The organism is Methylococcus sp. ANG, from assembly GCF_040730495.1.
In the GTDB taxonomy this organism is placed as follows: domain Bacteria; phylum Pseudomonadota; class Gammaproteobacteria; order Methylococcales; family Methylococcaceae; genus Methylococcus.
In genome coordinates this window covers 1,535,190-1,556,338 of record NZ_CP160399.1, presented here as the reverse complement: position 1 = coordinate 1,556,338, position 21,149 = coordinate 1,535,190, and the positions used below count along the sequence as shown (strand labels likewise).

The 21,149-nt window shown below is 63.5% G+C and carries 20 protein-coding genes; 5 read left to right on the top strand and 15 right to left on the bottom strand.

The features are described 5' to 3' along the window. Nucleotides 1–10: 10 nt before the first annotated feature. Together ychF and ABZN20_RS07385 are read left to right on the top strand one after the other, a co-directional pair. Nucleotides 11–1,102: a redox-regulated ATPase YchF gene (gene ychF, locus ABZN20_RS07390; protein WP_218807292.1), complete on the top strand. Its 1,092-nt coding sequence runs from the start codon at nucleotides 11–13 to the stop codon at nucleotides 1,100–1,102. Between the two features lie 308 nt (nucleotides 1,103–1,410). After that, the gene (locus ABZN20_RS07385) at nucleotides 1,411–1,590 is read left to right on the top strand and encodes a hypothetical protein (protein ID WP_218807291.1); all 180 of its coding nucleotides are present in this window, start codon (nucleotides 1,411–1,413) and stop codon (nucleotides 1,588–1,590) included. Between the two features lie 237 nt (nucleotides 1,591–1,827). Here the strand turns inward: ABZN20_RS07385 and ABZN20_RS07380 are convergent, their stop codons facing one another. Beyond that, nucleotides 1,828–2,640 carry a class I SAM-dependent methyltransferase gene (locus tag ABZN20_RS07380; protein ID WP_218807290.1) on the bottom strand — a complete coding sequence of 271 codons (813 nt, stop codon included), beginning with the start codon at nucleotides 2,638–2,640 and terminating at the stop codon, nucleotides 1,828–1,830. Between the two features lie 59 nt (nucleotides 2,641–2,699). Here ABZN20_RS07380 and ABZN20_RS07375 point away from each other — a divergent pair, with 59 nt between their 5' ends. Continuing rightward, a complete protein-coding gene (locus tag ABZN20_RS07375; RefSeq protein ID WP_367027234.1) occupies nucleotides 2,700–4,370 on the top strand; it encodes a lytic transglycosylase in 1,671 nt (556 codons plus the stop codon). Between the two features lie 286 nt (nucleotides 4,371–4,656). Then, nucleotides 4,657–4,980 (top strand): ribosome silencing factor, encoded by a 324-nt coding sequence (rsfS, locus tag ABZN20_RS07370; protein ID WP_255556524.1) that lies wholly within the window; start codon nucleotides 4,657–4,659, stop codon nucleotides 4,978–4,980. Nucleotides 4,981–5,008: 28 nt separating this feature from the next. Here rsfS and ABZN20_RS07365 read toward each other — a convergent pair whose 3' ends face one another. The 14 genes from ABZN20_RS07365 to ABZN20_RS07300 form a co-directional block, all read right to left on the bottom strand. Continuing rightward, the gene (locus ABZN20_RS07365) at nucleotides 5,009–5,356 is read right to left on the bottom strand and encodes a YMGG-like glycine zipper-containing protein (RefSeq protein ID WP_367027233.1); all 348 of its coding nucleotides are present in this window, start codon (nucleotides 5,354–5,356) and stop codon (nucleotides 5,009–5,011) included. A gap of 79 nt (nucleotides 5,357–5,435) precedes the next feature. Continuing rightward, entirely contained in the window at nucleotides 5,436–7,511 is a 2,076-nt protein-coding gene (gene recG / locus ABZN20_RS07360; RefSeq protein WP_367027232.1) for an ATP-dependent DNA helicase RecG, read from the bottom strand. 12 nt (nucleotides 7,512–7,523) lie between these two features. After that, the gene (locus ABZN20_RS07355) at nucleotides 7,524–7,910 is read right to left on the bottom strand and encodes a RidA family protein (RefSeq protein WP_218807286.1); all 387 of its coding nucleotides are present in this window, start codon (nucleotides 7,908–7,910) and stop codon (nucleotides 7,524–7,526) included. Continuing rightward, nucleotides 7,907–10,123 (bottom strand): RelA/SpoT family protein, encoded by a 2,217-nt coding sequence (locus tag ABZN20_RS07350; protein ID WP_367027231.1) that lies wholly within the window; start codon nucleotides 10,121–10,123, stop codon nucleotides 7,907–7,909. Before ABZN20_RS07350 ends, ABZN20_RS07355 begins: the two co-directional genes overlap by 4 nt. 29 nt (nucleotides 10,124–10,152) lie before the next feature. Beyond that, the gene (rpoZ, locus tag ABZN20_RS07345; RefSeq protein WP_218807284.1) at nucleotides 10,153–10,434 is read right to left on the bottom strand and encodes a DNA-directed RNA polymerase subunit omega; all 282 of its coding nucleotides are present in this window, start codon (nucleotides 10,432–10,434) and stop codon (nucleotides 10,153–10,155) included. Between the two features lie 133 nt (nucleotides 10,435–10,567). Beyond that, nucleotides 10,568–11,743 (bottom strand): phosphoglycerate kinase, encoded by a 1,176-nt coding sequence (locus ABZN20_RS07340; protein WP_367027230.1) that lies wholly within the window; start codon nucleotides 11,741–11,743, stop codon nucleotides 10,568–10,570. A gap of 38 nt (nucleotides 11,744–11,781) precedes the next feature. Next, on the bottom strand, nucleotides 11,782–12,339 hold the full coding sequence (locus tag ABZN20_RS07335) for a thioredoxin family protein (RefSeq protein ID WP_218807282.1): 558 nt from the start codon (nucleotides 12,337–12,339) through the stop codon (nucleotides 11,782–11,784). A 66-nt stretch (nucleotides 12,340–12,405) separates the two neighbouring features. Continuing rightward, nucleotides 12,406–14,034 (bottom strand): ubiquinone biosynthesis regulatory protein kinase UbiB, encoded by a 1,629-nt coding sequence (gene ubiB / locus ABZN20_RS07330; RefSeq protein ID WP_367027229.1) that lies wholly within the window; start codon nucleotides 14,032–14,034, stop codon nucleotides 12,406–12,408. Continuing rightward, nucleotides 14,031–14,684 (bottom strand): ubiquinone biosynthesis accessory factor UbiJ, encoded by a 654-nt coding sequence (locus tag ABZN20_RS07325; RefSeq protein WP_367027228.1) that lies wholly within the window; start codon nucleotides 14,682–14,684, stop codon nucleotides 14,031–14,033. The genes ubiB and ABZN20_RS07325 overlap by 4 nt, the downstream gene beginning before the upstream one ends. An 11-nt stretch (nucleotides 14,685–14,695) precedes the next feature. Continuing rightward, nucleotides 14,696–15,442 carry a bifunctional demethylmenaquinone methyltransferase/2-methoxy-6-polyprenyl-1,4-benzoquinol methylase UbiE gene (ubiE, locus tag ABZN20_RS07320; protein ID WP_218807279.1) on the bottom strand — a complete coding sequence of 249 codons (747 nt, stop codon included), beginning with the start codon at nucleotides 15,440–15,442 and terminating at the stop codon, nucleotides 14,696–14,698. A gap of 32 nt (nucleotides 15,443–15,474) precedes the next feature. Further along, nucleotides 15,475–15,840, bottom strand: a complete 366-nt coding sequence (locus ABZN20_RS07315) for a gamma-butyrobetaine hydroxylase-like domain-containing protein (RefSeq protein WP_218807278.1) — start codon at nucleotides 15,838–15,840, stop codon at nucleotides 15,475–15,477. A gap of 2 nt (nucleotides 15,841–15,842) precedes the next feature. After that, nucleotides 15,843–17,165, bottom strand: a complete 1,323-nt coding sequence (gene hslU / locus ABZN20_RS07310) for an ATP-dependent protease ATPase subunit HslU (protein WP_218807277.1) — start codon at nucleotides 17,163–17,165, stop codon at nucleotides 15,843–15,845. Next, nucleotides 17,162–17,725, bottom strand: a complete 564-nt coding sequence (gene hslV / locus ABZN20_RS07305; protein ID WP_367027227.1) for an ATP-dependent protease subunit HslV — start codon at nucleotides 17,723–17,725, stop codon at nucleotides 17,162–17,164. The genes hslU and hslV overlap by 4 nt, the downstream gene beginning before the upstream one ends. Nucleotides 17,726–17,781: 56 nt before the next feature. Then, nucleotides 17,782–19,530 carry a proline--tRNA ligase gene (locus tag ABZN20_RS07300; protein WP_367027226.1) on the bottom strand — a complete coding sequence of 583 codons (1,749 nt, stop codon included), beginning with the start codon at nucleotides 19,528–19,530 and terminating at the stop codon, nucleotides 17,782–17,784. 114 nt (nucleotides 19,531–19,644) lie between these two features. Here ABZN20_RS07300 and ABZN20_RS07295 point away from each other — a divergent pair, with 114 nt between their 5' ends. Further along, nucleotides 19,645–21,036 carry an IS1380 family transposase gene (locus ABZN20_RS07295; protein ID WP_367025178.1) on the top strand — a complete coding sequence of 464 codons (1,392 nt, stop codon included), beginning with the start codon at nucleotides 19,645–19,647 and terminating at the stop codon, nucleotides 21,034–21,036. Nucleotides 21,037–21,149: the final 113 nt, after the last annotated feature.

Below are 21,149 nucleotides of genomic sequence, written 5' to 3'. Positions count from 1 at the left end.
ACATTCCCACATGGCATTACACGTCGGCATCGTCGGCTTGCCCAACGTCGGCAAGTCCACGCTTTTCAACGCGCTCACCAAGGCCGCGATCGCGGCCGAGAATTATCCTTTCTGCACCATCGATCCCAACGTGGGCGTGGTCCCCGTTCCCGATCCGCGGCTCGACGTGTTGGCGGGGATCGTGAAACCCGAGCGGGTGGTCCCGACGGCCATCGAATTCGTCGACATCGCGGGGCTGGTGGCCGGTGCGTCGAAAGGAGAGGGACTGGGCAACCAGTTTCTCGCCCACATCCGCGAAACCGACGCGATCGCGCATGTCGTCCGTTGCTTCGAGAACGACGACATCGTGCACGTCGCCGGGAAGGTCGATCCCCTGTCCGACATCGAAGTGATCGGGATGGAGCTCATCCTCGCCGACATGGCGACGGTGGAGAAAGTCCTGCAGCGTGCCCAGAAGGCCGCAAAGTCCGGGAACAAGGAGGAGATCGAGCGGGTTCGCGTGCTGGAACTCGTCATCAAGGGCCTGAATTCGGGGACGCCGGTGCGGGCGATTCCGCTGCCGCCGGAGGACGCGGCCCTGCTGCGGGAGCTGCACCTGCTTACTGCCAAGCCGACGATGTACATCGCCAACGTCCAGGAAGGCGGCTTCGAGAACAACCCGCTATTGGAGCAGGTCGAAGCCTTCGCGCGTGATGAAGGCGCGGTGGTCGTGCCGGTCTGTGCCGCCTTCGAGGCCGAGCTGTCCCAGCTCGAAGACGAAGACAAGGCGGATTTCCTGGCGGAAATCGGCTTCGACGAACCGGGGCTCAACCGGGTGGTGCGGGCGGGATACCGCCTCCTGAACCTCTTCACTTATTTTACCGCCGGCGTCAAGGAAGTCCGGGCCTGGACCATCCCCGCGGGCGCAACCGCTCCCCAGGCGGCCGGCGTCATCCATACCGACTTCGAAAAAGGTTTCATCCGTGCCGAAGTGATCGCTTACGAGGACTTCGTCGCCTGCAACGGCGAGCAAGGTGCGAAAGATGCCGGGAAATGGCGGCTGGAAGGCAAGGATTACGTCATGCGTGACGGAGACGTCGTGCATTTCCGCTTCAACGTCTAAGCGCTTGCCTGCCGGGGATGACCGCTTCGGAAAGGGTTCGTCCGTAAGGCTGCCGTCCGGCCTTATGCATCAAGGCTCGAGCGGTTGCAAGAGGAACGGGGGATGTCGGACCGGAAATTTTTTTAAAGTTTGATCCAGGTCAACTATTGTTTTCCATTATTTTGTAGGGGTAAACTTGCTATCAATGAAGCGGTGCACCACGATCGGTCCCGCTTCAGAGTGCGACAATCAACTATACGATGGGGAGGCGGACAGCCCTGGGGCTCGAAGCGTAATCCCTGCAACATCGGCAACGATAGGAGGATAGAATGGAAAATCAAGAAAAAGACAACTTCTGGTTGTGGATCGGCGCATTGATCGTTGGAACCGTCGTCCTGGTCGTCTTGTTCAAGGCCAGAGAGAACGAAGTGAGCGGCTGGCAGAGCGGTGCCGCTCAAGAGGCAAGTAAGGAAGTCGATGCTCAGATCGCCAAGCAAAAGGGTAAATAATCAGGCGTTTCGTAACTTCCTAAGCTAAAGTCATCGTTACAAAACGGAGCCATTCGCTCCGCGAATGGAAAGCCGAGGCGAATGCCGCCGAAGTGGTGACAGGATAGTCAAGAGCACATGCTCGCTGTTAGTTTTGGTGCGTAGAAAGGATGAGTTCTTGACCTGAAGAACTGAAACCTCATCTTTTCTGCGCATCAAATCCCGCTCGCTAGCAGCTTCCTTCTTCAGGAACGCTGTTCACAAACTCACCTTCCTTGCCTTCTTGGGTATCGTCCCGCCGACGCGGCGTCCCGTGCCCGGTTTCGAGTCTTCAAGCACACGGAAAGCGGTTTCGATTGGGCCGCAGCCACCGATCAGTTCGGGAATCGAGGACCAGGACGATGCGGCTGGAATCAGCCGCTGGCGACGTTTGATCGCTCGAACCGCATAGGCCGCCGCCAAGTGGGCGCGGGAACGGCTTAAGAGGGAACCGCTGTTGGGGAGGCAGCATTCGGGGGTCAGGCTGAAGCCGGCGACAAGGCAGGTGTCCAGGTTGAGGTTTTTCAGCCAGGCAATCAGCCGGGACGGGGTGATGAGGCTGATCTCGGCGCTCTTCAGAAGCATGGGGACACAACGCTGCAGATTCTTCGGATTCCATGGGTTCAGCGCGAGGACGTGAAGCTCTCCTTGCGGCTTGAGAATGCGCTCGCACTCTTTCAATATCCAACACGGTTCCGGCGAAAACTCGAGGACATGGACGAGGCAGACGATGTCGACGCTCTGAGCGCCGAACGGGATTTCGTCCGGTGCGGCAATGAGCGGAACGGGTGCCTGGTTGGCGGTCTTTAGCCCGGTGGTAACCAGGCACGACGTGCCGCGCGGGAAGCTTTCAAGCGGGGGAAGGTCGCCCGGGCAGCCAACTTGTAATGTAATCTGATTGTAAGTAAGCTTTAGCCCACTCGACAAATAATGGAATTCCAATCGCTTGAGTGTCTGCCCCGGCGTCGTGCCTCGATACCATTCAGAGAATATCTCATGAGGGTGTTGAGCAAAGCCTTTATTCGTACTCATAGAGTTGAGCGGCCTGTTGTAGCTAGCCTCAGCCAGCTGCCTAACTGAGGGAGTATTTTATGACGCGATTTCCGCCCCATCCGCGATTGCTTGTCGCCATGTCCCTGGTGGCGCTGCTGCTTCCCGGCTGTGCGAGCAAGCCGAGTAACCTCAAAGCATCGATCCCGGAGCCCCGCCTTGGGGCCGCTTCCGAGAACCCCGGCAAGCCCAAGAAGGGGAAGCAGGCATCGCCGGGTTCCCAGTACGACACGTTGTGGGAGCGGATGTTCTCGCTGTATGCCTTGCCAAAGGTGGAACACCGCTCCGTGGACCGTGAGGTCTCGTGGTTCATCAACCACCCCGATTACCTGAAGCGTGCCCAGAAGCGCGCTGAACCCTTCCTATATACCATCGTTCGGCAGCTCGAGAAACAGAAGATGCCGGGAGAGCTGGCGCTGTTGCCCATCGTCGAGAGCGCATTCCAGCCGCACGCGGTTTCTCCCGCCCGGGCCGCCGGGATATGGCAGTTCATCCCGGAAACGGGGCGCCGGTACGGCTTGAAACGGAGCCGTTCCTACGACGGGCGCCGTGATGTTTACGCCTCGACGCGGGCGGCAATCAAATACTTGAAAAAACTCAACAATGACTTCAATGGCGACTGGCTCCTGGCGATAGCCGCTTACAACTGCGGCGAAGGAGCGGTCGCCAAGGCGATTCAGCGCAACGAGGCACGGAATCTGCCCACTGACTTCTGGTCGCTGGATTTGCCGGAAGAGACGAAGGCCTATGTGCCCCGGTTATTGGCCGTGTCGAAGGTTTTCGCGAATGCCGATAGGTATGCGGTCGACCTGCATTACATTCCGAACGAAGCCATTTTCAAGCCGGTGAAAGTGAGCTCTCAGCTGGACCTCGCGCTGGCGGCGGACGCGGCCGACATGAGCCTGGAACGGATGCTCGAATTGAATCCCGGCTTCAAGCATCAGCGCACCGATATAGAAGGTTCCTACCGTCTTTTCGTGCCTGCGGACAAATCGCGCAAATTCAAGAAGGAGCTGGCCAGGTTGGCCATGGGCGGACAATTCGAGTCACGGCCGGAAGCCTATGGCGAGACAGCAAAACGCGACTTCGGCCGCCAGGATTTGCCCTATGCCGCTACGGAAGATGCGGCCGATCCGGATTCCGGCGGGCTGGGGCGAAAATCGGCGAAACCGGGCCGCGGTTCGGAGTACGCCTATTCGACGAGCTATCCGGGACGCGCTTCGGCGAGCGAGCCGAATTTGGGCGAGCGCCGGCGGGACGTGGAGGAAGGATCGAGCGTGGTTGCTCATCTGCGGGACGGAACCCGTCTTCGGGACTCCTTGGGCAAAGAGCGTGGACATGAAGCCAAGGCAGCAAAGGAGACTCGGGGCCGCGACGAGGAGCGGGGGGGGCTTTCGGCCCGAAAGGGAACGCACGGACGCAAGGATGAGGAACGGACTGGAATGGCGGATTCGTCGTCCCGTTCGCGGGCCGAGGCGGCTCGCGACGGACGGAAGGAAAAGCAGGCCGCAGCAAAAGTGTCCGAGCGGAAGCAAGGGAATGGGATCAAGGCGTCGCAATTCACCCGCCATACCGTGAAACCCGGCGAAACTCTGTTCGCCATTTCCCAGCGGTTCGGCGTCAGCGTCGCGGATCTCCGGAAATGGAACGGCGTGAAGGAAAACAAGCTCGAAGCAGGCAGAAACATCAAGGTTTCGGCCGGGAAAGATTGAGTCAAGAGCGCCAATCTTGGCGGCCGGGGAGTTACGACAGTCTTTGATCTCGCCAACGGTTCTTGCAATTCGGCCCAAGCGGCCTCAAGTCAGGCAACATGGTTGTTCTGATCTTCCGTATTCTCCGGTCCCGAGTGGATCGATCCTGCATTCCCCAATTTTTGCGTTCGCCCGCCCTTCGCACTCGAAGAAAGTTTCTCGGACGACAGGTGTGCGACTTCGTCCAGTCTTAATTCTCAGAAGTTATTTGGAGTTGCCAACTTAGATGCCTATGCATATCGACTCGTTGCTCGAAATCGTCGTGGCCGCGCTGGATGAAGGAAAAGGGCGCGACGTCAAGATCATCGATCTGCGCGGGAAAACGGCGATCGCCGATTTCTTCGTGATCGCGAGCGGAACCTCCGATCGCCATGTCAGGTCACTGGCGGGGAATGTCGAAGCCAGCGCCAAAGCGCATGCGCTTCAGCCCTTCGGGTTGGAGGGCGAAGATTCCGGCGAGTGGGTGGTGGTGGATCTCGGCGACGTAGTCGTGCATGTGATGAAGCCGCCGGTGCGCGAATTTTATCAGCTCGAGAAACTCTGGGCCGAGACATTTCCCGCTGCTGCCTGACGGTTGTGGCGCTGTCCGCCCGCAGAGGTTATTGCGGCTGCGCTTTTTTCTGCTTTTTCTTCGATTGAGTACTGGCCTGGCCCTGCCGATAGCCTTCGGCGTAGGTCTCGGCCTGGTTTTCCTTGTACTTCTGATATAGGTATCCGCCGGCGAGTCCCGCTGCGGCACCGATACCCGCACCCATCGCGGCATTGCCCGCCAGCGCTCCGATGACTGCCCCGCCTCCGGCGCCGATGAGCGTGCCGGATGTCATGCGCTGCTGGGTAGGGGTCATCCCGGCGCATCCGGCCATCCCGAGTGCAACGATCAATGCGCCGAAGATGCGGGTGGCATTGGGCCAAACGGACGATGCGTGAACAGTGGCGTGGCTGGTCATGGCGAACCTCTCCTTTTCTCGTTACCAGGTCATAAGGACGCGTTGCAGTCTACCAAGTTGAGGCACGGGTATCCATGCGTCATGCACCGGCGTAATGAAGTCCTTGGCCCACCCAGCGGTCGATCAACGGGGTAACCAGCTCGGGATGGCGCTCGAGCAAGCGGTCGGCGCTCGCGCCCACCGTTTCGATCAGATCGGCGTCGCGGGCCAGGTCCGCGATCCGGAATCGGGCCGAGCCGGTCTGGCGGATCCCTAGAAACTCGCCCGGTCCCCGCAGTTGGAGGTCTTTCTCCGCGATGACGAAGCCGTCCGAGGATTCCTTCAGGATTTTCAGCCGCTCTCTGCCGATGGCGGAAAGCGGCGGTTGGTAGAGGAGGATGCAATAGGCATCGCCTGGCCCGCGGCCGACCCGTCCCCGAAGCTGATGGAGCTGGGCGAGCCCGAGGCGCTCCGGATTCTCTATGATCATCAGGCCGGCGTTCGGCACGTCGACGCCAACTTCGATTACCGTCGTCGCGACCAGGATGTCGGACTCGCCTGCCTTGAACTCCTGCATGACGGAGTCTTTTTCGGCAGCCGACATGCGTCCATGCAGCAGCCGGACGCGAAGGCCGGGCAGCGCCTGGGCGAGGCTGGAGGCCGTATTCGCGGCTGCTTCGCACTGCAGTGCCTCCGATTCCTCGATCAGTGTGCAGACCCAGTAGGCTTGTCTGCCGCTGCCGATCCAGCCGGCGATCCGGTCGATGATTTCCCCCCGGCGCGTCGAGGGAATCACGCTGGTGACGACGGGTGTTCGTCCCGGCGGAAGCTCGTCGATGATCGAGCAGTCCAGATCGGCGTAGCCGAGAATCGCCAGCGTGCGCGGGATCGGCGTAGCGGTCATCACCAGTTGGTGGGGCAGCGCGGCGTCCGGGTGGGCTTTATCGCGCAAAGCCAGGCGCTGATGGACGCCAAAGCGGTGCTGTTCGTCGATGATGGTCAGGCCCAGCCTGTGAAACTCGACGGTCTCCTGAAATAAGGCGTGGGTGCCGATGACCAGCGCCGTATCGCCACTCGCTATCGCCGCCAAGGCGTCCCTCCGGCCCTGGCCTTTGAGCCTGCCGGTAAGCAGGGTAGTCGTGACGCCGGAGGATTCCAGCCAGCCGCTGAAAGTGTGGAAGTGCTGTTCGGCAAGCAGCTCGGTGGGAGCCATGAGGGCGGCCTGCCAGCCACTGGACGCCGCCGCCAGCGCGGCATGTACGGCGACGACGGTCTTTCCGGAGCCCACATCGCCTTGCAGCAGCCGCATCATGGGGCGGCCGCTGCGCAGGTCCGCTTCGATTTCGCCGATCACCCGCCGCTGGGCCTGAGTCAGGGGGAAAGGCAGTCCGGTCCGGAGAGTCTCCTTGACGGCTTCGTCCGTGCTCAGCATCGGCGCGGACCGCCGGCGGATCTCCTGCCGGAAGCGGGCCAGGCTCAAATGATGCGCGAGCAGCTCCTCGTAGGCCAGGCGGCGGCGGGCACGCTCCAGGGTTTCCGGGCAGGCATCGGTGGGCCGGTGCAGGCTGCGCACGGCGTCCCACCATGACATCGCGTCGAGCTCGGGAGCCAGCCGCGGAGGAAGCCGGACTGCGTCTTCCTGGTCCGGGTTCGCGAGGCGCAGGGCCTGGGCCACGAACCGCCGCAGGCTCTGCTGGCGCAATCCGTCCGTGGTCGGGTAGACCGGCGTCAGGCCCGGTTCCAGGGGAGGGGAGACGGCTCCATTCAGCGCCTCGTATTCCGGGTGGACCATTTCCAGCCCATGCGCGCCGGCGCGTATCTCGCCAAAACAGCGGATCCGCCTAAGGCTGCTCAACGCCCGGAGCTGTTCCGGCCGGAAATGGAAGAAGCGTAGATTGAGGAAGCCGGTTCCGTCACTGATCCGGCAGATCAGCGACCGCCGGGTGGTTCCAGCGACGTCGGCGAGTTCCACGTCGCCTTCCACCAGCGCGGGCTGGCCAAGCTGCAGCGCGCCCAGAGGCGTGAGCCGGGTCCGGTCCTCGTAGCGGATGGGCAGGTGGAGCAGGAGGTCCTGCAGGTTGAAGATGCCGAGTTTGTTGAGGCGGCCTATGGTCTTTTCGCCCGCTCCCTGCAGGTTGTCGAGGGAGACCCGATCCAGCCTCCGCGATTTCGGCATCGCTCTTCGGGGCTATTCCGGCAATATGAGGACCGCGTCCATTTCCACGCCGGCACCGCGGGGGAGGGCGGCGACCCCGACGGCGGCGCGCGCGGGGTAAGGTTCCGGGACGTAGTTCGCCATGATTTCGTTGACCAGCGGAAAGTGGCCGAGATCGGTCAGGAAGACGTTGAGTTTCACGATGTCCGCCAGCGTGCCTCCGGCAGCCTCCGCGACCGCGCTGAGGTTGTCGAAAACCCGCCGGATCTGCACCTCCATGTTGTCGTCGACGAGTGTCATGGTGGCCGGATCGAGCGGGATCTGGCCCGACAGGTAAACGGTGTTCCCGACCCTGATGGCCTGGGAATAGGTGCCGATGGCCTTGGGCGCGTGATCGGTGTGGATGACTTGACGTGTCATGGTTCTTTCTTTCTCAGTTCCGATTTGACTCTGGATATTTTCAAGATGATGCTCAGCTTGCGCAATTCCCGCATCACCCGCGCGAGGTGGACCCGGTCCTTGACTCCGATGGTAATGACGTCGGTGGATATCTGGTCGTCCTGGTTGGTGATCTGGACGTTTTCGATGTCGGCCTCCATCCGCGAAATCGCCGAAGCCACCTGGGCGAGGGTGCCGACACGGTTCATCAGTTCCAGGCGAATCATCGCCGGGAACATCCCGCTCGCCGCGCGATCCCACTCCACATCCAGGCTGTTGATCTGTTTGCGCCGAAGCTCAGCGGCGTTCTTGCAGTCGGTGACGTGTACGACGATGCCCTTGCCCGGGTTGAAGAAGCCGACGATGGGGTCTCCCGGAATCGGCCGGCAGCACTTCGCCAGGTTGACCACGACGCCCTCGGTTCCCTTGATGACGAGCGGCGTTCTGGCGCTTTTTTCGTCGGGCAGAAACGGTGCGCCTTTGTGGATTTCCTGGTCGCCCTGCAGCATTTGCTGCACCACGAGGAAGGGCAGCCGGTTGCCGAGCCCGAGATCCTCCAGCAAAGATTCGAACGAGGACAGCTCCAGCGCGCGGGTAAAGTTTTCCAGGCGGTGATGCGGAATCGCATCCAGATTCAGGCCGTGATTGGCCAGTTCCTTTTCCAGCAGGCGCCGGCCGAGGTTGACCGCCTCCTGCTTCTTGAAATTCCTCAAATGGCTGCGGATCGCGGCCCGGGCCTTGGCCGTCACGACATAATTCAGCCACAGCGGATTCGGCCTGGCCCAGGGCGCGGTGATGATTTCGATGGTCTGGCCGTTTTCGAGCACGCTGTGCAGAGGCGCCAGGATGCGGTTGACGCGGGCCGAGACGCAGGAATTGCCGATGTCGGTATGCACCGCGTAGGCGAAGTCGACGATGGTGGCGCCCCGCGGCAGTTTGATGATGCGGCCCTTGGGCGTGAAGACGTAGCACTCGTGCTGGAACAGGTCGACCTTGAGGTTGTCGAGGAATTCCATGGAGTCGCCAGCACTCTTCTGGATTTCCAGCAGGTCTCGCAGCCATTCCCGGGCCCGCGCCTGGCTGCCGGCGGCGGGGCCGGCTTCCGATTTATACAGCCAATGGGCGGCGATGCCGGATTCCGCCATGTGGTGCATCGCATGGGTGCGTATCTGGATTTCCAGCGGCAGCCCGAAGGGTCCGATCAGGACGGTGTGGAGCGACTGGTAGCCGTTGGCCTTGGGCAGGGCGATGTAGTCCTTGAAGCGGCCGGGGATCGGTTTGTATAGATTGTGCACGGCGCCCAGCGCACGGTAACACTCGTCGGGCGAGTCGACTACGATGCGGAAGGCATAGACGTCATAGACCTGGGCGAAGGGGAGATGCTTGCTGCGCATCTTCTGGTACAGGCTGTACAGATGCTTCTCCCGGCCGATGATCCTGGCGTCCGGCATGCCGCAGTCCTTGAGGCGCGTCTTGATGGTCGATTCGATGGTGACAAGGACTTCCTTGCGGTTGCCTCGCGCTTTCTTGACGCACTGTTCGAGTACCCGGTGCCGCATCGGATACATGGCGGAGAACCCGAGGTTCTCCAGCTCCAGCCTGACTTCGTTCATGCCCAGCCGATGAGCGATGGGGGCGTAGATGTCCAGGGTTTCCTTGGCGATGCGGCAGCGCCGTCCGGGGTTCATCACGTCCAGCGTGCGCATGTTGTGCAGGCGGTCGGCCAGTTTGACCATGATGACGCGCAGGTCTTTGACCATCGCCAGGACCATTTTGCGCACGTTCTCCGCCTGGGCCTCGGCTCGCGATTTGCAGTCGAGCTGGGTCAGCTTGCTGACGCCATCGACCAGTTCCGCCACTTCGGCCCCGAAGCGGGCGCTCAGGTCCTCCTTGGTCAAAGGGGTGTCTTCGATGACATCATGGAGCAGAGCGGCCATGATGCCCTTGGCATCCATCCGCATCTCGGCCAGGATGATGGCGACTGAAAGGGGATGGCAGACGTAGGGCTCGCCGCTGAGGCGTAGCTGCCCGTCATGTGCCTTGGCGGCGACTTCGTAAGCCTGCTGGATTTCCGAGACCTGGGAGGGCTCAAGGTAGCTCGAAGCCAGACTGCCGAGCCGGCGTGCCAGCTTTTCCTGGGGCAGTTCCGCCGGCTCTTGAGGCGGCGGGGCATCGGCGATGGCGTACGGGCTCATTGCGGCTCTTGAGGATTTCTCCGGATGGCCTAGATTTCGTCGTCCAGGTCGGAGAGGTCGTCTCTGGGCGCCGGCATCGGGCGTTCGATCGGGTAACGGTCCGTCTTTACCTTCTCCTTCATGTAGGCCTGGGTAATGTGCCCTTCCGCGATTTCGCGCAGGGCAGCCACCGTCGGTTTGTCGTTGTTCCAGGCCACCTTGGCTTCATCGGGATGGCGGGCAAGCACTCGGGCCCGCTTGCTGGCAAGCAGGACGAGCTGAAAACGGTTTTCGACATTGTCCAGGCAATCTTCGACGGTGATGCGCGCCATTAAAATCCTCAATCGGTAGCTTTGGAAAAACAAATAGTATGTATCGCGATTTGGGCCCGTGTACAGTTCGTTTGACTGCGGAAGCGGCAATTTGTTGCGGGCGAGATACAGTGAGTTTGCGCCGCAGCGGGATTCAGGCCGCGCGGCTCTCCAGCATGGCGACCGCCGGCAGTTGCTTGCCCTCGAGAAATTCCAGGAAGGCTCCGCCGCCGGTGGAGATATAGGAGATGCGGTCGGCGATGCCGTACTTGTCGATGGCTGCCAGCGTGTCGCCGCCGCCGGCGATGGAAAACGCACGGCTCTCGGCGATGGCGAGCCCCAAAGTGCGGGTGCCTTCGCCGAACTGGTCGAATTCGAAGACGCCTACGGGCCCGTTCCAGACCACCGTCCCGGCGCGGCCGACAAACTCGGCGTAGCACTTGGCGGTTGCCGGGCCGATGTCGAAGATCATGTCGTCGTCGGCGACGTCCGCGACGTTCTTGACCACGGCGGGTTCCGCGGCGTCGAAGCGTTTGCCGACTACCACGTCGACCGGCACCGGAATCTCGCCGCCCTTGGCCTTCGCGGCTTCCATCAGACGCCCCGCTTCGGCGACCAGGTCCTCCTCGTACAGCGATTTTCCGATGTTGAACCCGGCGGCCTTGATGAAGGTGTTGGCGATACCGCCGCCGACGATGAGCTGGTCGACCACCTGCGAAAGAGAATCCAGAACCGTCAGCTTGGTCGACACTTTCGAGCCGCCGACGATGGCGACCAGCGGCCGCGCCGGGTCATGGAGCGCTCTGCCCAGCGCATCCAGTTCCGCCGCCAGCAGCAGGCCGGCGCAGGCGACGGGGGCGAATTTGCCCGCGCCGTGCGTGGAGGCCTCGGCGCGATGCGCCGTGCCGAATGCGTCCATCACGTAGACGTCACACAACGCGGCGAGCTTGCGGGCCAAGGCCTCGTCATCCTTCTTCTCGCCCTTGTTGAAACGGACGTTCTCGAACAGCACCACCGAACCGGCCGCCGGATCGGCGCCCCCGAGGTAGTCCTTCACCAGCTCCACCGGACCGCCCAGCAGCTCGGACAGCCGCTCGGCAACGGGCTTCATGGAAAACTCCTCGGCGTACTCCCCTTCGGTGGGGCGGCCGAGATGCGACATCAGCATCACCGCGGCGCCGGCGTCCAGCGCGTGGCGGATGGTCGGGAGGGCGGCGCGGATACGGGCGTCGCTGGCGACCTTGCCGTCCTTGACGGGGACGTTGAAGTCTTCCCGGATCAGGACGCGCTTGCCCGCGAGATCGATGTCGGTCATGCGTTTGAAAGCCATGAGATGCTCCTTAGTTTCTTGGAATTTTGAAATCGCCGTCAGGCATCGCGCCACTTGATCGAACAGCCCATGCTGGGAATCTGCTCGGCTGGGCCCTTGCCGGTCTCGGCCACCTGTATCATGGCCTCGTAGAGGTCGCGGCGGCAGTCGGGCGGGGCGGCTTCCCTGCGGCTGGCATCGAGCCGGCCGCGGTATTGCAGCTCCAGATCGGCGTTGTAGCCGAAGAAATCCGGGGTGCACACAGCGCCGTAGGCCTTGGCGACCGCCTGGGTTTCGTCCAGCAGGTAGGGGAAGGGATAGGCCAGCTCCGCCGCTACCTTCCGCATGTTCTCGAACGAATCCTCTGGATAATCGGTCGGATCGTTGGACATGATCGCCACCACGCCGATGCCCAACGCCTGGAGGTCCTTGGCGTCGCGCACCAGGCGGTCCTGCACCGCCTTGACATAGGGGCAGTGGTTGCAGATGAACATGACCAGGAGGCCTTTCGGGCCACGGCATTCTTCCAGTGTCCAGGTCTTACCGTCGACGCCGGGCAGGGCGAAATCGACGGCCTTTCGACCGAATTCGCACACGGGGGTTTCCGTTCTTACCATGCTTGTACGCTCCAAACGGGGGACTGCCGCATCATAACAGACATCGTGCGGGTGGCTCGCACCGTTTCAGCGCAGGGTCCAGGCATAGGCGAAGAGGCCTACGCCGAGTGCCGCCAGCAGCCAGACCAGCACCGGATGGGCGAAGGCCGTGCTCAGGATGGCGGCGCTCAGGACCAGCGATCCGCCGCCGATGCCGCCCAGGATGCTGCGCTGCCCCCGGCGGACCTCCCGGTTCAGGGCGCGCAGTTCATCCGAGCGGACGCTGAGTTCCAGCCTGCCGTTGACCGCGCGGTCGAGCGCCTGGTAGCCGAGGCCCGGTACTTCCGGCCATTGCTGGGCCCATTCGGGAAGCTTGGCCCCCAGCTTCTTGACCGTCGATTTTGGGCCGCGGTCTTGCCGGAACCAGTTTTCGAGGAAAGGCTTGGCGGTCTGCCAGAGGTCGAGTTCCGGGTAGAGTTCCCGTCCCAAGCCTTCGATGTTGAGCAGGGTCTTCTGCAGCAGCACCAGTTGCGGCTGCACTTCCATGTCGAAGCGCCGCGCCACCTGGAACAGCCGCAGCAGCACCTGGCCGTAGGAGATTTCCTTCAGCGGCTTTTCGAAGATCGGTTCGCTGACGCTGCGGATGGCCGACTCGAACTCCTCGACCCGCGTGGTGCGCGGCACCCAGCCGGATTCCACGTGCATCTCGGCGACCCGGCGGTAGTCCCGGTTGAAGAAGGCCAGGAAATTCTCGGCCACATAATACTGGTCGGCCTTGGAGATGCTGCCGACGATGCCGAAATCGACCGCGATGTAGCGCGCATCCGGGGTGGCAAAGATGTTGCCGGGATGCATGTCGGCGTGGAAGAAGCTGTCGCGGAACACCTGGGTGAAGAAGATTTCCACCCCCCGCTCCGCCAGCAGCTTGAGGTCGACGCCCTCACGCCTGAGCTGGGCGACGTCGCCGATGGGAATGCCGGCGATGCGCTCCATCACCATGACGTCCCGGCGCGTGTAGTCCCAATAGACCTTGGGAATGTAGAGGATCTCGGAAGTTTCGAAACGGCGCCGGATCTCCGCGGCGTTGGCCGCTTCGCGCACCAGGTCCAGTTCGTCGAGAATGGTCTTTTCGAATTCGGCGACCACTTCGGCCGGGCGGAGCCGCCGGGCGTCCGGCCAGAACCGGTGCGCCATGCCGGCCAGCGCGTAGAGCAGTTCGATGTCCGCCTCGATGCGCTTCTGGACGCCGGGCCGCAGCACCTTGACCACGACTTCTTCGCCGCTGTGCAGCCGGGCGGCATGGACCTGGGCGACCGACGCCGAAGCCAGCGGCTCCTCGTCGAAGGAGCGGAACAGCGTCCCGACCGGCTGGCCCAGTGCGGATTCGACCGTCCGGCGGGCCTCGGGGCCGGGAAACGGCGGCACCCGGTCCTGCAGCTTGACCAGTTCCTCGCCGATGTCGTCGGGCAGCAGGTCGCGACGCGTGGAAAGCGTCTGGCCGAACTTGACGAAGATCGGTCCGAGTTCCTCCAGTGCCCGGCGGATGCGGACGGCGCGCGGCGCTTCGACGTCGCGGGCGCGCAGCCCGGCGGGGAACCGGGCGGCGTACCGCAGCGGGCGGTACAGATGGGTGGCTTCGACCAGTTCGTCGAGTCCGTGGCGGACCAGGACCTGCTGGATGTGCAGTAAGCGGCTGACGAGTCGGATCGGGATCACGGCGTTTTCGGCTGAAGGTTGCTGGGAGCGGCGTGCAGCGTTTTCTCGAGACGGCCGAGCCTGGCTTCCAGCCGCGCGATGCCGTCGCGCAGTCGGTCGACCGCCGTGTGCATGGCGTCGGCTTCGGGGCCGGCTGGGACGATCCGGGTTTCTTCCTGCAGCAGTTCGCGGGTGTCCAACCGCAGGGTGGTGCCGACATCGGCGCTCCAGTTGCGGAGCGTCTGGCCGGCGTCGGCGATGTTCCTGGCCGCCGTCGGTCCCAGGTAGCGTCCGAACATCGCTTCCCAGGGGATATCCAGGTCCTTCAGCAGTTCGGAAAACTTCCGCGCGGTTTCCGTGTCGCCTTCCAGCACCAGCGGTCCAGCCGTGCCGGGACCGATCCTGTCCCGGCTCAGCGCCAGCCGCGCCAAGGTGAGCGGGGAGCCCGCGATCACCGCGTCGGGCGTGCCCGTGCTTTCCCGCAATATCTGGACACCGTCGGGGGTAGGGCAGAACAGGATGCCGATGCCGGGCGGCGTCAGCACCAGGGCGATGGTCTTGCCGGCCAGCGCTTCCAGCCGGGCCCGGCTCGAAACGCCCAGAGCGACGTAGCGCGACAGGGCTTGCTCCACGGCGCCGCGCAAGGCGGCCGCCATCAGGAGTTTCAGCATTCCGGCCATGCTCAGAACTTATAGCCCCGGTGCACGGCGACGATGCCCTGCATCAGGTCGAAGTACTCGCAGCGCTCGAAGCCGGCCTCCTGCATCATGGCCTTGAGCTTTTCCTGATTGGGGTGCATGCGGATCGACTCGGCGAGGTAACGGTAGCTCTCGCTGTCGTTGGCGACGAGCTTGCCCAGAAACGGCAGGACCTTGAACGAATAAAGATCATAGGCTTTCTTGAGCAGTTCGTTGTGGACCTCCGAGAACTCCAGCACGATCACCCGGCCGCCCGGCTTGAGGGCCCGGTACATGGACCTCAGCGCTTCGTCTTTGTGGGTGACGTTGCGCAGCCCGAAGCCGATGCTGATGCAGTCGAAGCTGTTGTCCGGGAAAGGCAGCTTTTCCGCATCGATCTGGGCGTAGGCGACCGATTCGGCGATGCCGTCGTCGATGATGCGGTCGCGGCCGCGCTTGAGCATTTCCGCGTTGATGTCGGACAGCACCACGAAGCCTTTGGCGCCGACGCGCTTGCGGAACAGGGCGGTCAGGTCGCCGGTGCCGCCGGCCAGGTCCAGCACCTTCTCGCCGTAGCGGACGTGCGCCAGGTCCACGGCGATCCGCTTCCAGATCCGGTGGACGCCCATCGACATCAGGTCGTTCATGACGTCGTACTTGCCGGCGACGGAATCGAACACGGCGCGGACCATGCTCGCCTTTTCGCCCTCGGGCACGGTGCGGAAGCCGAAGTGGGTGGTGTTTTCGCTCATGGGTGTTCTCGAAAATGGCGGAAGGCGTTAGGTCAGTGGCCGGCTTTGCGGCTGCAGCCCGCCGCCGAAACTTTGCCGAGGTATTCTTGCCAGAGGGCGTCGTAGTGCCGGCCGAGGTCGTACAGCAGCTTCCAGGTGTAGATACCGGTGTCGTGGCCGTCGCTGAAGGTCGGCTTGATGCCGTAGTTGCCGACCGGATCGATGGCCGTGATGGTCACGTCTTCCTTGTCCAGTTGCAGGGTTTCCTGCCCAGGGCCGTGACCGCGCACTTCCGCCGAGGGCGAATACACCCGCAGGTATTCGCAGGGCAGCTCGAAACGGCTGCCGTCGTCGAAGGACACTTCGAGCACGCGGCTTTCCCGGTGCAGGGTGATGGCGACGGGCGTCGGATCGCTCATGGTCACAGGATGTACCGACTGAGGTCTTCGTCCTGGGCCAAAGAACCCAGGTGGGCGTCGACATAGGCTGCGTCGATGGTGATGCTGGTGCCGGAGCGGTCGGCGGCGTCGAATGAGATTTCCTCCAGCAGGCGTTCCAGCACCGTGTGCAGCCGCCGAGCGCCGATGTTCTCGGTGCGTTCGTTCACCTCCCAGCTGATCTGGGCGATGCGCCGGATCGCGCTGTCGGCGAATTCCAGGTTGACACCCTCGGTCGCCAACAGGGCGGCGTACTGTGCGGTCAGCGAGGCGTCCGGTTCGGTGAGGATGCGCACGAAGTCGTCGGCCGAAAGCGGGTTCAGCTCCACCCGGATCGGAAACCGCCCCTGCAGCTCCGGGATCAGGTCGGACGGCTTGGCCAGGTGGAAAGCCCCCGAGGCGATGAACAGGATGTGGTCGGTGCGGATGGTGCCGTATTTGGTGCTGACGGTGCAGCCCTCGACCAGGGGCAAGAGGTCGCGCTGCACGCCTTCGCGGGAAACGTCCGGTCCGCCGTATTCGCCGCGCTTGCAGATCTTGTCCAGCTCGTCGAGGAAGACGATGCCGTTCTGTTCCACCGCCTGGACGGACCGCAGCTTGATCTCCTCCTCGTTGACCATCTTGCCGGCCTCCTCTTCCTTGAGCAGCTTGAGGGCGTCCCCGACCCGCAGCTTGCGGCTCTTGGTCCGTCCCGACTGCATGTTCTGGAACAGGTTCTGCAACTGGCTGCTCATCTCCTCCAGGCCGGGGGGAGCCATGATCTCCACGCCGATCGGGGCGGCGGAGACGTCGATCTCGATCTCCTTGCCGTCCAGCTCGCCGGCCCGCAGCTTTTGCCGGAACTTCTGCCGGGCCGGCGAATCGCCTTCTTCCTCGGAGCTCCAGGTGCTGGCGTGCGGCACCAGCACGTCGAGCACGCGGTCCTCGGCGGCGGCTTCCGCCCGGCTCTGCACCTTGGCCATTTCGGCCTGGCGGGTCAATTTGATCGCCGCGTCGATCAGGTCGCGGATGATCGACTCGACGTCCCGGCCGACATAGCCGACTTCGGTGAACTTGGTCGCCTCGACCTTGATGAACGGCGCGTTGGCCAGCCGGGCCAGGCGGCGGGCGATTTCGGTCTTGCCGACGCCGGTCGGGCCGATCATCAGGATGTTCTTGGGGGTGATCTCGTCGCGCAGCGGAGCGCCGACCTGGGCGCGGCGCCAGCGGTTGCGCAGCGCGATGGCGACGGCGCGCTTGGCGTCGGCCTGACCGACGATGTGTTTGTCCAGCTCGTGGACGATTTCGCGGGGAGTCATCTGGCTCATGCTGGATTACTGGAATTCCGTCCGATCTCGAGTTCTTCGATGGTCAGATTGCGGTTGGTGTAGATGCAGATGTCGGCCGCGATGTTGAGCGAGCGCTCGACGATGTCGCGGGCGCCGAGTTCGGTGTTTTCCAGCAGCGCGCGTGCCGCCGATTGGGCGAAAGGACCGCCGGAACCGATCGCGATCAGGCCGTTCTCCGGCTCGATCACGTCGCCGTTGCCGGAAATGATCAGCGAAGCCTTGTCGTCGGCGATCGCCAGCAGGGCCTCCAGGCGGCGCAGCATGCGGTCGGTGCGCCAGTCCTTGACCAGTTCCACCGCGGCCTTGGTCAGGTTGCCGCGGTGCTTTTCCAACTGGCCCTCGAAGCGCTCGAACAGGGTGAAGGCATCCGCCGTGGCGCCGGCGAAACCGGCCAGCACCCGCCCATTGTAGAGGCGCCGGACCTTGCGGGCATTGCCCTTCATCACCGTGTTGCCGAGCGTGACCTGGCCGTCGCCGCCGATCACCACCCGGTCGCCCCGGCGGACGGAGACGATGGTCGTACCGTGAAAAGTTTCCACAGGATTTCGAAAGTCGTGGCTGAAACGTACGCATTCTATACGAATGCGGGCGGTGCTTACCGGCTTTCCGAACGGCCGCGGAGGAATTCGACAACCCCGTCGATGCCGATCTGCTGGCTGTCGGCGTCCCGGCGGCCCTTGTATTCCAGGGTACCGGCGTCCAGCCCGCGTTCGCTGACGACGATGCGGTGCGGAATGCCGATCAGCTCCATGTCGGCGAACATCACGCCGGGGCGCGCCTTGCGGTCGTCGTACAGCACCTCGAAGCCGGCGGCCGAGAGTTCGGCGTAGAGCCGGTCGGCGGCGGCCTGCACGCGCTCCGAGGTCTGCATGTTGATCGGGCAGAGGGCCACCTGGAACGGCGCCAGGGCTTCCGGCCAGAGGATGCCGCGCTCGTCGTGGTTCTGCTCGATCGCCGCCGCGACCACCCGCGAAACGCCAATGCCGTAGCAGCCCATCACCATGACCTGGCTGCGGCCTTCCTCGTTGAGCACGGTGGCGTTCAGCGCCGCGCTGTACTTGGTGCCGAGTTGGAAGATGTGGCCGACCTCGATGCCGCGGGCGATGCTCAAGAACCCTAAGCCGTCGGGGCTGGGATCGCCTTCCACCACGTTGCGGAGGTCGCGCAGATACTCGTCCTGCGGCAGCGCCAGGTCGCGTTCCCAGTTGACGCCGGTGAAATGGTAGCCGGCCTCGTTGGCGCCGCAGACGAAATCGCTCATCGCGGCGACGGCGCGGTCGGCGTAGACCGGCCCGGCCGCCTCGGCCGGCAGGTTCAGCGGGCCGATGTAGCCGGGACGGCAGCCCATGTGGCGTTCGATCTCATCTTCGCTGGCGAAGCGGAACTTGCCCAGCACCTTGCCCAGCTTGATCTCGTTCAGCTCGTGGTCGCCGCGCAGCAGGACCTTCACGAACACGTCGCGGTCCAGGCCGTCGGCGTCGACGATGGTCTGCATGACCGCGATGGTCTTGAGGATTTTGTCGGCTGGAACACCCAGGAATTCGCTCACCTCGGCGATGGTCTTCTTGCCCGGCGTCTCGACCTTGAGCAGGTCCGCAGTGGCCGCGGAGCGCGCTGCCGTGGGCGCTACCGCCTCGGCCTGCTCGATGTTGGCGGCGTAATCGCTGCCCGTGGAAAAGGCGATGGCGTCCTCGCCGGAATCGGCCAGCACGTGGAACTCGTGCGAATGGCTGCCGCCGATGGCGCCGGTGTCTGCCAGGACCGGGCGGAACTTCAGCCCCAGCCGGCTGAAGATGTTGCTGTAGGCCAGATACATGGCATCGTAGGTCTGGGCCAGCGACTCGTTGTCCAGGTGGAAGGAATAGGCATCCTTCATCAGGAATTCGCGCGCCCGCATCACGCCGAAGCGCGGCCGGATCTCGTCGCGGAACTTGGTCTGGATCTGATAGAAGTTGACCGGGAGCTGCTTGTAGCTCTTCAGTTCGTTGCGGGCCAGGTCGGTGATGATCTCCTCGTGGGTCGGCCCCAGGCAGAAGGCCCGGTCGTGGCGGTCGTTCAAACGCGCCAGCTCCGGTCCGTACTGCTCCCAGCGGCCGGATTCCTGCCACAGCTCGGCCGGCTGTACCACCGGCATCAGTACCTCCAAAGCCCCGGCCCGGTCCATCTCCTCGCGCACCACCCGTTCGACCTTGCGCAGCACCTTCAGGCCCAGCGGCAGCCAAGTGTAGAGGCCCGCCGCCAATTTCCGGATCAGGCCGGCGCGCAGCATCAGCTGATGGCTGACGATCTCGGCGTCGGACGGGGTTTCCTTCAGGGTACTCAGGGGGAACTGGGAGGTGCGCATGGGGAAGTATCTAGCCCGGATATTTCAAGAAAGTGGGCGAATCTCGCTTAACCAATTGATATAATTGGAGTTGCGCCAATAACGCTTCGTACGAAGCCTAAACGAGACCGCCCAATGAGTGATTCTATCCCGACCCAGCTCCGTTTTCCCACCGTCGCCGGCTTCACCGTCCGTGCCGACTTCGAAGGCGGCGCGGTGTCCAGCGACTTCGGCGCCCTCCTCCTGCAGGGCGTGGATCGGCAGACCGGATTGATCGCCCGTCTGGCCTCGGCCATTCAGGATCGCCGGCACCCTTCCTACATCGCCCACAGCTTGGCCGACCTCCTGCGTCAGCGCATCTTCCAGACCGCCTGCGGCTATGCCGACGGCAACGACGCCAACAGCCTGCGCCACGATCCCGTGTTCAAGCTGGCGGCCGAGCGGGCGCCGTTGGATGCCGACAACGCCCTGGCTTCCGGCCCCACCTTCTCGCGCTTGGAGAACGGAGTCTCCCGCAAGGACATCTACCGCCTGGCCCGCGCCTTCGTCGATGCCTTCATCGCCAGCTACACCACCCCGCCCGCGGTCATCGTCTTGGACATGGACCACTCCGAAGACCGCACCCACGGGCAGCAGGAACTGGCCTTCTACAATCACCACTACGGCAGCCACTGCTATCTGCCGCTGTTCTTGTTCGAGGGCCTCTCCGGCAAGTTCATCACCGCCGTGCTGCGGCCCGGCAAACGCCCCACCGGGCGCGAGAACGCCGCCATCCTCCAGCGGGTCGTGCGCCGCCTGCGCCAGGCCTGGCCGGATACCCACCTCGTCCTGCGCGGGGATGGCCATTTCGCCAACCCGGAGTTGATGGCCCTGTGCGAAGCCGATGCACGGATGGATTTCCTCTTCGGCCTGGCCGGCAACCAGGTGCTGACGCCCAAGGCCGAGCCGCTGCTTGCCAAGACGCGCGCCTTGCATGCGCAACGCTGTGATTTCGCTCGCCGCGCCGAACAGCCCGAGCCGGCGGCGACCCGTTTGTATGACGAGGTGGCCTACCAGGCCGGTTCCTGGCCCAAGGCCTATCGGGTGGTGCTCAAGGCCGAGGTCATGGGCCTGGGGGACAACCCGCGCTTCGTCGTGACCTCGCTCGCCGACCCGACGCCGGAGGCGCTGTACCGGGATCTGTACTGCGCACGCGGCCAGGACGAGAACTTCATCAAGGCGGTGAAGAACGATCTGGCCAGTGATCGCACCGCCGACCATGCCTTCCTCGCCAACCACCTGCGCCTGTTCTATGCCTGTGCCGCCTACAGCCTGATCCACAGCCTGCGGGAGCACACCCTGTGCCACACCGAACTGGCCAAGGCGCAGCCCATGACCCTCATCCTGAAGCTGTTCAAGCTGGCGGTGCGGGTGGTGCAGTACAAGGACCGGATCAAGTTGCACTTGCCGAGCGCCTGTCCGGTGAAGGCGCTGTTGCACCGGGTCACCGAGATACTCTATCTCGTCCGACCACCGGCCATGGCCTGAAGCGCGCCGTCACCCTCAACCGAGGAGGATCCGGCAGGACTCGGAGGGTTGATTGCGTCCAGTGTCTGGATTCCGGCCACCACCCCCGCGAAAAGAGGCAGGTCGAGGGGCTG